Source organism: Ignavibacteriales bacterium (genome assembly GCA_015709675.1).
Lineage (GTDB): Bacteria > Bacteroidota > Ignavibacteria > Ignavibacteriales > Ignavibacteriaceae > H2-BAC3.
Genome location: CP054182.1, coordinates 3889062 through 3902387, shown reverse-complemented (window position 1 = coordinate 3902387; position 13326 = coordinate 3889062). Strand labels below are relative to the sequence as shown.

Here is a 13326-nt window from a genome sequence, read left to right as displayed (position 1 = left end):
CAATTTGTTTTTGGGTTATGTCTCATTCATTTTTTTGTCTCGCGGGGGGACATAAAAAAATTTCGGCTATCATTAATTTTTATTGGAATTTTTTTCTTTATAGTATTTATTTCACCTGTTTCTTTTTGGGCGGCAGAGATTATTGAACGGGAAGATAATTATAGTAATTCTGGCAGGATTGATGATCCTGTTGAAAAGGTAAATGTGATAATGATATTGGGTTCTGGATTTACTAATGATCCCAACTTATCCCCCACAACAAAGTTAAGCAATAGTGTCCTCGCCCGCATGGCGGAAGGAGTTGGTTTATATAATAAACTTGATTCCGCATATTTTATTACTTCCGGTGCTTCTGTGAATAGCAGTATCTCTCAGGCTCAGGCGGTTGCTGAAGCTGCAATTTCTCTTGGTGTTTTGCCCAAAGATACTTTGCATCTTTCGGATACATTTATTACAGAGGATGAAGCTCGGTCATGCAGGAGTCGATTGGATGAATTAACGAAACGATTTCCTGAGCAAAATATTGATATCTATTTAGTGACTAGTGCCATACATATGCCCCGCGCGGTCTATTGGTTTAGTAAGTATGGCATACCTGTGACACCTGTTCCTTGTGATTTTCTTGTGAAGGAGGACCCTCAGTTCCCGAAGTCAGGTCTGATTCCTTCATGGCGAAAAATGGATATATTGAATAGTGTAATTTATGAATCAATGGGTATGTTTTATGCCCGCTACTTATCTGATTGAATAATAATATGAAACCCCGGATTTGGCTCTCCTCCCCGCATATGGGTGGGAATGAATTAAAATATATACAAAACGCTTTTGATACGAACTGGATTGCTCCGCTTGGACCTCATGTTGATGGCTTTGAGCAGGATCTTGCTTCTTTTTCTGGCGTTAAATATGCTGCCGCGCTTTCTTCAGGTACGGCTGCCATCCACCTTGCCCTGATAATCCTTGGAGTTGGTCAGGGGGATGAGGTTATATGCCAGAGTTTTACCTTTTCTGCATCTGCAAATCCAATTTCGTATCAGGGTGCTTCTCCTGTTTTCCTTGATAGTGAGCGGGATACCTGGAACATGGATCCAGCCCTTCTTGAAGAAGCGCTTAAGGACGGCATTAAAAGAGGGAAAAAAGCAAAGGCGATTATTTTTGTGCATCTCTACGGAATGCCCGCAAAAATTAATGAGATCAGGGAAATTGCTAATAGGTATGAAATTCCTCTTATTGAGGATGCAGCTGAAGCTCTAGGTTCAAAATATCACAGAAAGCATGTTGGCGGTTTTAGTGATATTGGAATTCTCTCTTTTAACGGTAATAAACTTATCACAACTTCTGGCGGCGGTGCGTTTATTTCAAATAATGAGGAATATGTAAAAAAAGCCCGGTTCCTTGCAACCCAGGCACGTGATGCTGCTCCCCATTATCAGCATTCTCACATTGGTTTTAATTACAGGATGAGCAATGTCTGCGCCGGTATTGGCAGGGGACAGATGGAAGTGGTGGCAGATCGTGTTGCACAGCGCAGAGCAAATTTTGATTTTTATGTAAAAACTTTTGATGGTATTGAGGGATTTTACTTTTTATCCGAACCTGAAGGCAGTTTTTCAAATCGCTGGCTCACAACGGTAATTATCGATCCTGCAAAAACCGGTGGAATTACCAGGGAAGATATCCGTCTTGCACTCGAGCAGGAAAACATTGAATCCCGTCCGTTATGGAAACCAATGCATCTGCAGCCGGTCTTCAGCCAGGCAAAGCAGTATGCAAACGGAGTTTCAGAATCTTTGTTTAATGACGGACTTTGCCTCCCTTCCGGCTCAAATCTAACCAGCTCCGACCTCTCCCGAATCTCAGAAGTAATCTTCAAAAGACTCAAAGGCTAAAAATCCATAATCCGCGGAGCTCTGTTAGAAGTCTGATGAAATTCTCAAGTAGAAGTCCACTCATACTTCATAATTTATACTTCATAATTATTTGGTTTTTGTTCGGATATGGATATATCTCGGCCCAAAGTAACATAAGTAATAATGATAAAATATACGATTTCTTAGACCGCATGGATGTAAAGGGGTATATTTCAATCAATCACCATCAAAAGCCCTTCACGCGTCAGTTTATTCTGAAGAAACTAATCGAAATTGGCCAAAAAGACTCTTCCCGGATCCTTAACCCAATTGAACGCTCCGAACTTCAGTATTTCATCGATGAATACCCCCTTCCCTCACTAACCACTAAGCACCAAGAACCAAGCACCATCGACTCCCCACTAGTCACTAACCACCAGTCACTAGTCACTTTTCTCGCTTTTAACTCAAATAGCGCTTTCCGCAACCTTGAGTATTACGACGGAAACTTCTATGTAAACGCCATGTTCGATGGTGGCTTTTCGTATGCATACCAGAAGTCGGGGGAATATGTGTTAAACTATTGGAACGGTGCTGCTGCCTTTGGCTCTGTTGGTGAGAACGTATCCTATGATCTGAAGTTTAATGATTACTCTGAAAAACACTCTGGGATTGGAACCGGCAGAAAATTTTCTCCACTTCAGGGCTATGAATTTGGAACAGGGCGTGCTTCAACAGGAACATTTAACCACGATAAAACAGAGGGAAATTTAACGTATTCCTGGTCATGGGGAAATGTTGCTTTAGTGAAGGATAATGTTTTGTGGGGCAATGGTTATGATGGTCAGATAATACATTCTGACAAGGCTCCTTCTTATCCGCATATACGGCTTACAATGTCTCCTGCTGAATGGGTGGATATATCGTATGTTCACGGTGACCTCAACTCCGGAATTCTTGATAGTGCAACGTTCAGAAGAACAGATGGCGGAAGAAACCACATTCAACTGGTGCCCAAATACTTTGCTGCCCACATCGTTACGGTAAATCTGTGGGAAGACCTAAGATTTTCTTTGGGGGAGTCAGTGATATATTCAGACCGTTTTGAACCGATGTATCTGGTGCCGGTTCTCCTTTTTAGATTTGCTGATCACTATTTTACCAACAAGGATGAAACATCCGGGAATGCTCAGATGTTCTCCTCTCTGAGTTACCGGATTCCCGGGTGGAAATCTCGGATTGATCTTTCTGTGTTTATTGATGAACTGAGCATTTCCAATATTACGGGAAAATATCCCGAAGCAGTTGCTTTCTCCGCGGGGCTTACCAGGCACGATTTGCTGGTTGATAATCTCTCGGCAAAAATAGAATATGTCAGGGTGAATCCTTTTGTTTATGAGCATGATGATCCGGCGCAGTCTTACGGTAACAGAAATTACTATATGGGGCACTGGATCGGCTCAAATGCGGATATGATGTATCTGGAGTTCAGTTATATATATGATGAAAAGATTCGTCTGGTGAATGAAAACACCTTCGTCCGCAGAGGTGATTTTTTTAACAATTCTGAAAAGCGTTACAAGAGCGGGCAGACGTTTCTCTACGGTGATAAAAGCGGTTACCTAACTGTTTCCTTAAGGGGGGAATATGAGTTTCTTAACAATTGGTTTTTTGATGTCAGCGCAGTCATTTCTAATGCTTGGGGAAAAAACAACCAGATTAAGCCCTCCGATTATAAATATGCGGAAATCAGTTTTGGTTCAGGGTATGGATTTAACTAAAGGGCTTTTCCCCTGTGAAGCGCATTCCTGTGTGGGTTTGGTGGCTGTTTATTTAGCCGGTTTTGAACCATATCATCAACCCTTTTCCTCATGTTCCCGGTCACATTCCTTTAAGGTTAGTTTTGTAAGTTTCAGTCCGGTTTTTCAAAAAAGAAAAAGGTTCATGGTTTCCGGCAGTGTGTTTGGAATTAAAGTCAGTATGTGCGGAGTCCCTTCGGGGAAATCCGCTGAGCAAATGAGGGAAGGATAAATCTATGCCGTTTCGGAAATTTTACGCGTTTACAAAGGATCTCAGGAATCGTCATTTCGTTTATATCGATTTGATATTCCTCCTGATTACCCCCCTTATAGCGTATGTTCTCAGATTTGACGGGGAGTTTCCCCAGCATTCAAATGCGCTCACGGGGATTCTCTATGCAACACTGATTTTTACCGCGGTAAAAATGCTGGTGTTTTACCTCCTTGGGCTTTACCGCCGTTTCTGGAAGACAGCGAGTATTGATGAACTTGCCATCCTCCTTTTTATTGGTCTCAATGCCAGCATTGCCCAATTTATTGTTTTTCTGGCGATAAGGAAGATTCCGGGACTCCACATGGAATCCTTGCCCTACTCCTTCTCCCTGCTGGATTCAATCCTCTCAGGTTTTTTCGTGGCGACTACCCGCTTTAGTGTTCGCCTATTTGAGCGGGCAAACCAGCGGCTTGGGAAAAATGATTCCCACAAAATTCCCACTATAGTAATCGGTGCCGGTTTGGGGGGAACTGCGATCGTTGAAGAGATGCAGCGGAACAACAAACTCAACATGAACCCTCTTGCGTTTCTTGATGACGATCCGGCAAAACACAACACCCGTATCCGAGGTGTTGAGGTGTTCGGAAGCATCTCAAAACTTGAGGAAGCGGTGCATCATACAAATGCCACCCGAGTCATAATTGCTATGCCTTCAGCGAGTGGTAAGGAAATCCGTTCTATTCTGCACGACTGTGAGAGAATCGGAATTGAGACTCTCACCCTTCCTGGTCTGGATGAAATGCTCAATCAGAATGTCCGGCTGGATAATATCCGTAAGGTGCAGATTGAAGACCTTCTTCGCCGTGATCCGGTGGTCATTGACGCGGATGCGGTGAAAACCTTTCTTTCAGGCAAAACAGTTCTCATAACTGGTGGTGGCGGCTCCATAGGAAGTGAACTCTGCCGTCAGATTCTGAAAGCCCGTCCCTCAAAAATTATCATCCTTGGACATGGAGAAAACTCCGTTTTTGAAATTGAGCAGGAACTCTATTTCCGGCTGAATAAAATGAATGGCGGTCAGCCAAGACCTCTTATTCTCTCCCGGATTGTTGATATTCGCAATTTCAACCGGGTTGAGCATGTTTTTAGCGAATCTCGTCCCGATGCTGTTTATCATGCTGCGGCCCATAAGCATGTCCCTCTGATGGAGCATAATCCGGCCGAAGCGATCAGCAATAATGTGCTCGGAACCCTGAATCTCCTGAAAGCAGCGGTAAAGTACGAGGTAAAGAATTTCGTTCTGATCTCAACGGATAAGGCGGTTAATCCGACCAGCATCATGGGTGCCAGCAAGCGCCTTGCGGAAATGCTTGTCCTCTCGCATGCAAAAAATAGCGGACTGAATGCCTGCGCTGTCCGTTTTGGCAATGTTCTTGGTAGTAGAGGAAGTGTCATTAACACCTTCCGGAAACAGCTTAATTATGGTGGTCCGATTACCATTACCCATCCGGATATCAAGCGCTTTTTCATGACAATTCCGGAGGCAGTCCAGTTGGTGCTTCAGGCTTCGGTGCTCAGTTCGGGCGGTGAGATTTATGTTCTTGATATGGGTGAGCCGGTAAAGATTGTTGACCTTGCCCGTGATCTGATCCGTCTTTCAGGTCTCCGGGAAGATCTTGATGTAAGGATTGAATTTACCGGGCTGCGCCCTGGTGAAAAACTATATGAAGAGCTTTTCCTCGAAGAGGAAAGTTATGAGCGGACCCTTCATCAAAAGATTTTTTATGCCAAAAACTCCTCGGAAATCATAAACCCTGAACTGGAACTTTTTGTGGGTGAACTTCACTCAATGGCGCTCAGGGGAGATAGTGACAGTCTGAAAAACCTGATAAAAAGTTTTATTCCCGAATATAAATGGGAAGAAGCTCCGGGCATTAGCCAACAGTAATTGTTTGATTGATAAACGGAAATTGATAAGGAACTGCCTCACTGGTCAGTTCCTTTTTTATATAAAGAGCATAGTTCATTAATACATCCCGTTCGTTACGTATAGATGCCCATAATCTCCGCTCGGGCGGCGGTTTTTTATACCTGAAGGAACTCGTCAGAAATTTTGAGGAGTATCAGGGAAAGTTTGACAGGATAATTGTTTATGCATCAAAATATATTGCACAGGGAATTACCTGCAGTAATCCCGCTGTTGAAATCATAACTCCTTTCCTTCTTTCTTTTCAGTCCAAAATATTTCATCTTTTATGGCTGATCTGGTTTTACGGAGTAATCAGACCGTCAAATGCTGTACTTTTTGTACAGAGCGGAATATATCCGGTCAGGTCTAACTGCAAAACCGTTGTTATGTTTCACTCGCTTCTTCCGTTCGAGGAAGAAGCGGTGAATCTCTACCGTGGCGAGAAAAAATATATAAAATACCGCCTGCTGAATCTCCTGTACAGGCGAAGCATGCTTCTTGCAGATGGGCTTCTCTTCTCCTCCTCTTTTACTGAAAATAAATTCCTTTCATCCCTCAGTACTGCTCGAAGACCAGTTTCCAAAGTAATACCGTTCGGTACCTGGTCTTCTTTCTCAAAGCCGACAGCACCAATTGAGATTGGTTCGGGCCAGACGGTACGTTTTCTTTATGTATCGAACTTTTATAAGTACAAGCGTCACCTGATGCTGATACCTCTTTTTGAAGATCTCATCAGGCGGGGATATAACATATCTCTTACCTTATGCGGGGATGGATTTACCCATACGGCAGAAATCACGGAAGCGGTCAGCAAATCAGTTGCTGGAGGGAGAATTTCTTACGAGGGGAAACTCACTCATGATAAAATGCAGGCAGTGTATCAGCAGCATGATGTACTGATATTTCCTTCAGTGGTGGAATCCTTCGGAATTCCCCTCATCGAAGCAGCCCATGAAAATCTCTGGATCATATTTACCTGGCCTCCCCTGGTTGAAATAATGCAGAACAATAACTACCATAGATATACCCTGGCACAAGGAAACCTGGAAGAAGAAGTCCGGAATCTGATCGATTCCCATAATGCTGGGAACTTAAATCTGAAAGAAAAGAAAAGCAACAGCCACTTCATTACCTTCCGCCATACCTTCACCCAAACTATGCACTATCTCGAATCCTTTTTGCCTAAATCTAACTAACCGCTAGCCCCCAATCACTAGTCACTTCTTCTTCTCCTCTCTCCCCTCCAATTCATAATTCATCATTCATAATTGAAATAGACACTAATTGTTTTACTAGCCCCTAATTGATAAATAGCAGGACATCGCTTACACTTTTTAGCGGTTGATTAGATGCTTTTGCTAACAGTCAGGAAATAGTAGGACATCGTTTACAATTTGAGGCAACTCTCCGTAAATTGCTTATTTCCGGAGATAGTTATGGACGAAATCACTAAGCGTAAAGAGGCTATTAAATTGTTTACTCAGGGTATTTCAATCACGCGGATTTGCCAGACCCTTAAGCAAAGCAGAGTCTGGTTTTATAAATGGAAGAGCCGGTATCAGAGTAACCCAGAGGGAGAATGGTTTGTTGAACAAAGCCGGAAGCCACACAACAGTAAAAAAAACTTGATCCTGAGATCGAGTCCCAAATTGTTACAATCCGGCACAAATTAGAAAGCAAACAATACTCACAAATCGGGGCAGTAAGCATTCAATGGGAGTTTCAACGCAAAGGAATTAAACCACCGACAATCTGGAATATTGACAGAGTCATTAAGCGGAATAAACTTACCCATCTTCCTGATAAAATCAAGAAGAGAAAGAACGAATATCCGGTGCAGGGTTATGTTAATATGCAGCAAATGGACTTTGTCGGGCCACGCTACATTAAAAACCTGGGTCGGATCTACTGGCTTAATATCATCGATCTAGATACCCGACTTGCAGCTGTTTATCCGGTTATCGGCAAATCCTCTGATCTGATTCTCCCCTGTTTGGTTGATTTTTGGCAGAAATACGGCATCCCGGACTTTCTTCAGATGGATAATGAGTTGTCTTTCAGGGGAAATAACCGATATAAACATTGTTATGGGAAAGTAGTTCGGCTCTGCCTGATTAACAGGATTAAACCGATATTTATTCCGGTACAAGAACCTTGGCGCAATGGTGTCATTGAGAAGTTTAATGATACCTTTGATAAGAAGTTTTTTAGAACAACGGTGTTTACCGACTATCAGAGTCTGGTTGATAAAGCAAAAAAATTTGAAAATTTCCATAACACCTATTATCGCTATAAGGCCAATCATGGGAAAACCCTTCTGGAGATGGTAAAAATCCCGGGGAATAGTAAAATACTTCTCAGAGGGGATTACATTCTTCCTAAAACATTTGATGTTGACGATGGGGAGATTATGATCATCAGATTTGTCAGAAGTGACAGGAAACTACATTTATTTAGCGAAACATTCATCCTGCCTGCTGAAGCGATTTACACATATGTTCAAGCTGTAATATGCTACAGAACCCATACTCTTATGGTTTATCTGGACGAAAAACTAATTGCATGTTTTGATTATCTATTGATACCGTAAAGACTGTAAGCGATGTCCTGCTATTTTTTGACCGTTAAGGCTCCCCCCTAGGGGGGAGGGCACTTACTGTAAGCGATGTCTTGCTATGAAAGACAGCTAATACTAATTAATTATACTGTAAGCGATGTCTTGCTATGTAACACCTAATCACTAGTCGCTAATTGCGATTCACTTTTCAATTTCCCACTCTCAATTATAAACCCCCCTTAGCGCCTTTGCCTCCTTTGCGCGATTTCCTTCCCCCATATATTCTCCATACCCCCCTCCTCCCAAATTTCAATTTTTAATTCTTCATTCCTAAATATTCCCCTGCCCATTCAAATTTTTTTCCTAATTACTAATTACTAAATCCTAATTCCTAGTTCAATCCTGTACATTGTAAATCGTTCATTGTACATTTCAATTCTCCCTTCTCAATTCTAATCTTTCAATTCATATTTCATACTTCATAATTTATAGTTCTCATTTAAAGTTTATCCCGATTTCATTTATCGTCTCCTTTGTCGTCGAATAATTCAGATTCACACTCACAATTTCCTTCCCGGTAAACTTCTCCAGATCTTTTAATACTCCCCTTATTCTGAGATTCTTTTCTGACTCCGGAAAATTTGATTTCCGTATCCAGAGAATCTGCTTCGCGTTGAAGAGAATAGATTCCTCATTCTCAGTCAGCTTCTTTGCGTACAACTGCGCCTGATCAATGACCTGCTGTTTGCGGACCTGTTTCTTGTATTTCTGATTCCACTTTACAAGGGTTGGTTTTGAAATCTCCAGTATCTCCTGACACTGAAGTAAAGTCTTCCCCTCTGCCCGCAGGGCAATAAATCTGTTAATAATTTCTTTGCTGTACACCTTTTACTCCATTCGAATATTTAATCACTTGAAAATTTTTACTGCCCAGTTTCCCCCTCTTCAACGGAGTAGAGAGGGGGATTAAGGGGGAGAGTTTCTGAAAACTGCGAAAATAGTGAAAATTCGCATGGTAAAGAAAAGGTAAACAAATACCCCCTTTTTCGCCATACCCCCGTTATTTTAAGTAAAAATTCCAAAAATGTTTTTTATTCGTGTTTCGTGGCAAAGTTCTTCTTGATTGATTCCCCTGCTAATTACTCCTTCCTAATTGCTAATTCTTCTACTGGCCACCAGTCACTAATCAATTCCTTACCCATGATCACTAGACCCTGACACCTGGTACCTAATCTCATTGTGCATTGTTTTTTATTACTAATTACTAACTGCTAATTCCTAATTTGCCAAACAAAAGAAAAAAATTACGTAAAGAAGAGATTTGAATATTTTAGTAACTGGAGGCGCCGGTTATATTGGCTCCCACCTCGTCCACGATCTTACTGAACTCGGTTATAAAGCAACCGTCCTTGATAACTTGTCAACCGGTTTCCGGGAAAATATTCCCGCTGGTGTCGAACTGATCGTAGCGGATCTGAAATCTCCAGATTTAAAAGATATTTTAAGGGGGAGGGAATTTGATACTCTCTTCCACTTTGCCTCAAAGAAAGCTGCGGGGGAGTCAATGGAAATTCCCGAAGTATATATGATGGAAAATATCACCGGGGCGCTTAATCTGTTTTCTTTACTGAAAGATCTGAAGATCCGCAAGGTAATCTTTTCCTCAACTGCTGCGGTCTATGGAAATCCTGAATCCATCCCGGTTTCTGAAGCAGCCCTCAAGAATCCGATTAATTATTACGGCTTTACTAAACTCTCATTGGAGCAGAATCTTGCCTGGCTCTCACAGATTCGCGGTATCCATGTTGCTGTGCTCCGCTATTTTAACGCTGCCGGATATGATGTCAAAGGAAGAGTGACGAAAAGGGAAGTGGGAACAGCAAATCTGCTCCCGGTTGTGCTGGAAACCCTTGCCGGAATCCGCCAAAAATTGATGGTTTTTGGTGATGATTATAACACCTCCGATGGTTCCTGCATTCGTGATTATATACATCCATCCGATCTTTCATCTGCTCATATTCTTGCAATGGACTATCTGGAGAAGAATCAACAGAATCTGACGCTGAATCTTGGAACAGGGAAGGGCTATAGTGTGTTTGAAGTGATTAAAGCTGCTGCAGATATCTCCGCTCTTCCGCTGAATTACGAAGTCACCTCCCGCCGTGAGGGAGATCCCGCAGCCCTTATTGCCGATGCTTCCAAAGCAAATAGACTCCTCGGTTGGATCCCAAAGTATTCGGATATCGAAACTATCATATCCACCATGCTGCCGTTGTATATCCCCAAAGCAAAATAGCCGATGAATTAAATTTTACTTCCCCTCTTTCTCCGACTTGTCGGAGAGAGAGGGGGATTAACGGGGGTGAGTTTGCTTCAAAGCGAATGCGTCTCAAACAATTTTCAATTCTCTTTTATCCACTATCAATTATGCCATCCACTTCGTGGGTTCAGGCATAAAGCGGAGGTGTGAGTGTTATTAATAGGTCACCCGCTCTGCGGGTTCAGGCATAGGGCGGAGATGTCAGTATTATTAACAGGTCACCCACTACGCTGGTTGAATCAATTCAATTTTGTTCATTGTAAATACCTCTGCTGCGGCTGATCACAATCTTCAGTTCATACTTCATAATTCATACTTCATACTTCCTTAGGCATCCCACAAAGTATTAAAGATGTTTGATCACAACATCCGCAATACTTCTACCGATGGAAATTGATGCTGTCGCCGCCGGACTTGGTGCGTTCAGCACATGTACCATCCTTGCCGTTTCCTGTATGCAGAAGTCATCGAGCAGTTTGCCCTTTTTGTCTAATGCCTGAGCACGGACTCCCGCCCCTCCCCTTGTAACATCTTCTTCGTTAATTTCTGGTATCAGTTTCTGCAGAGCTCTTACAAACAGTTCTTTGCTGAATGACCTCTTCATCTCCTCCCACCCCATTTTGTAATACATCCCCGCCATCTTCCAGAATCCTTTGTAGAGTAACAATTCTCCCGTATCGTAAAGTGACACATCAGTTTTGCTGTATCCTTCCCTTCGGAATGCCAGCACTGCATTGGGTCCTGCCTCAATGCCTCCCTGAATCATTCTGGTGAAATGCACCCCAAGGAACGGGAATCGGGGATCGGGTACGGGATAGATCAGATTCTTTACAAGATATTCTTTCTCCTTAACCAGCTCATAATATTCTCCGCGAAACGGGACGATCATCACCTCCGGATCAATGCCGCACATTCTTGCAATTCTGTCGGAATAAAGCCCTGCGCAGTTTACCAGCAGCTTTGTGCTGTGTGTTCCTCCGGTCGTCTCAATCGTTATCTGGTTGTTTCTGCTTCTGATTCCCTTCACTTTGTTGCTGGTTCTGATTTCTCCTCCGAATTGCTGAATGATCTTTCCGTACGCTTCAGTCACTTTGGTGTAGTTCACAATGCCCGTCTGTGGTATATACAGGGCCCCAATCCCGTCTGTATAGGGTTCATATTCTTTAATCTCCTCCTTCTTTAGGCGCTTCATTCCGGTCAGCCCGTTCAGTGTTCCTTTCCGTTCAAGTTCATTCAGAGCCGGAATTTCTTCCTTGCTGGTAGCAACAACAATTTTGCCGCATCGTTGATGGGGAATCGCTTGCTCCTCGCAGAACTGATAAAGTAATTCTCTTCCTGCCGTGCAGTTTTGTGCCTTTAAGGAACCCGGTTTGTAGTAGAGCCCTGAGTGAATTACTCCGCTGTTGTGCCCCGTCTGATGTGCTGCCAGCACATCCTCTGCCTCAAGAATGAGGAGCTTACAGGGTTTCTTTTTGAGGATTGCCATCCCCGTGGCTGTCCCCACAATCCCCCCGCCGATAATGGTAATATCATAGGTCATAAGTTTCTCTGTTTGAATGCAAGGGACTGATGTTACTGTAGAAAACCAGCCCGTTTCTGCGTAAATTTTGTTCTGTGAATTTGAAAATTACGGATTAATCATCCTCGATGGATAAAAACTCAAAAATAATGGTAGCCGGTCATAAAGGCATGGTTGGCTCTGCGATCGTACGCGAACTCTCTTCCCGCGGTTACGTAAATCTGGCAACGGTTGACCGGAATGAGGCTGACCTCCGGAATCAGCAGCAGGTATTTGACAGGATGGAATCTGCCTCTCCCGAGGTGGTTGTCATTGCAGCCGCTAAAGTCGGGGGTATCATGGCAAACAATATCTACCGGGGCGAATTCCTCTATGATAACCTCATGATTGAGGCAAACCTGATTGAAGCCTCCCGTCGCGTTGGTGTGAAGAAACTTCTCTTTCTCGGTTCTTCCTGCATTTACCCGAAATTTGCCGAGCAGCCGATCAGGGAAGAGTCTCTCCTGACCGGGACATTGGAATTCACCAATGAGCCCTACGCTATTGCGAAAATCACCGGTATTAAACTCTGTGAAAGTTATTATCGCCAGTACGGATGCAATTATTTTTCTGCGATGCCGACCAATCTTTACGGTCCGGGTGACAACTTCGATCTTGAAAAATCCCATGTTCTCCCTGCGCTAATGCGAAAATTCCATGAGGCGAAGGCTGCCGGAAAGGATCATGTAATGGTCTGGGGTACCGGTACCGTTCTCCGCGAATTTATGTATGTGGAGGATCTTGCCTCCGCTCTTGCATTCCTCCTCGAAAATGTGGATGCGAAGGATATATATGAAAAAGAAATATCCCACATTAATATTGGAACCGGATCGGATGTCACCATCTCTGCTCTTGCGGAACTGGTGAAGGATATTACCGGATATAAGGGAAAGATTATATACGATACATCAAAGCCGGACGGTACTCCCCGTAAGCTGATGGATTCTTCCCGTCTTCATGAACTTGGCTGGGAAAGCTCTGTATCACTTGAAGAAGGTATCCGCAGAACATACAAATGGTTTTTGGAAAATATAGAAACGATAAAAAGGTAAACAGACC

Annotated in this window: 11 protein-coding genes; 9 read left to right on the top strand and 2 right to left on the bottom strand. The window is 43.1% G+C overall.

The genetic code is table 11. The features are described 5' to 3' along the window. The first annotated feature begins 210 nt into the window (after positions 1-210). The 7 genes from HRU80_15340 to HRU80_15310 all read left to right on the top strand — a co-directional run bounded on the left by HRU80_15340 (position 211) and on the right by HRU80_15310 (position 8422). A complete protein-coding gene (locus tag HRU80_15340; protein QOJ30171.1) occupies positions 211-747 on the top strand; it encodes a YdcF family protein in 537 nt (178 codons plus the stop codon). Positions 748-755: 8 nt separating this feature from the next. Next, entirely contained in the window at positions 756-1889 is a 1134-nt protein-coding gene (locus HRU80_15335; protein QOJ30170.1) for an aminotransferase class I/II-fold pyridoxal phosphate-dependent enzyme, read from the top strand. A 173-nt stretch (positions 1890-2062) separates the two neighbouring features. Then, positions 2063-3631 carry a hypothetical protein gene (locus HRU80_15330; GenBank protein QOJ30169.1) on the top strand — a complete coding sequence of 523 codons (1569 nt, stop codon included), beginning with the start codon at positions 2063-2065 and terminating at the stop codon, positions 3629-3631. Between the two features lie 254 nt (positions 3632-3885). Next, a complete protein-coding gene (locus HRU80_15325; protein QOJ30168.1) occupies positions 3886-5811 on the top strand; it encodes a polysaccharide biosynthesis protein in 1926 nt (641 codons plus the stop codon). Between the two features lie 407 nt (positions 5812-6218). Continuing rightward, positions 6219-7028, top strand: coding sequence for a glycosyltransferase (locus tag HRU80_15320; protein QOJ30167.1), 810 nt, complete (start codon positions 6219-6221; stop codon positions 7026-7028). Between the two features lie 240 nt (positions 7029-7268). Next, a complete protein-coding gene (locus tag HRU80_15315; protein QOJ30166.1) occupies positions 7269-7505 on the top strand; it encodes a helix-turn-helix domain-containing protein in 237 nt (78 codons plus the stop codon). 179 nt (positions 7506-7684) lie between these two features. After that, positions 7685-8422, top strand: a complete 738-nt coding sequence (locus HRU80_15310; GenBank protein ID QOJ30165.1) for a transposase family protein — start codon at positions 7685-7687, stop codon at positions 8420-8422. Between the two features lie 462 nt (positions 8423-8884). Here the strand turns inward: HRU80_15310 and HRU80_15305 are convergent, their stop codons facing one another. Next, positions 8885-9274 carry a hypothetical protein gene (locus HRU80_15305; GenBank protein ID QOJ30164.1) on the bottom strand — a complete coding sequence of 130 codons (390 nt, stop codon included), beginning with the start codon at positions 9272-9274 and terminating at the stop codon, positions 8885-8887. A 436-nt stretch (positions 9275-9710) separates the two neighbouring features. Between HRU80_15305 and galE the strand changes: the two genes are divergently transcribed. Further along, positions 9711-10685: a UDP-glucose 4-epimerase GalE gene (gene galE, locus HRU80_15300; GenBank protein QOJ30163.1), complete on the top strand. Its 975-nt coding sequence runs from the start codon at positions 9711-9713 to the stop codon at positions 10683-10685. Positions 10686-11055: 370 nt separating this feature from the next. Here the strand turns inward: galE and lhgO are convergent, their stop codons facing one another. Continuing rightward, complete coding sequence (gene lhgO, locus HRU80_15295; protein QOJ30162.1) at positions 11056-12249, bottom strand: L-2-hydroxyglutarate oxidase; 1194 nt, start codon at positions 12247-12249, stop codon at positions 11056-11058. Positions 12250-12356: 107 nt separating this feature from the next. On the opposite strand from lhgO, the gene HRU80_15290 reads away from it, so the two are divergent. Further along, positions 12357-13319, top strand: a complete 963-nt coding sequence (locus tag HRU80_15290; protein ID QOJ30161.1) for a GDP-L-fucose synthase — start codon at positions 12357-12359, stop codon at positions 13317-13319. Positions 13320-13326: the final 7 nt, after the last annotated feature.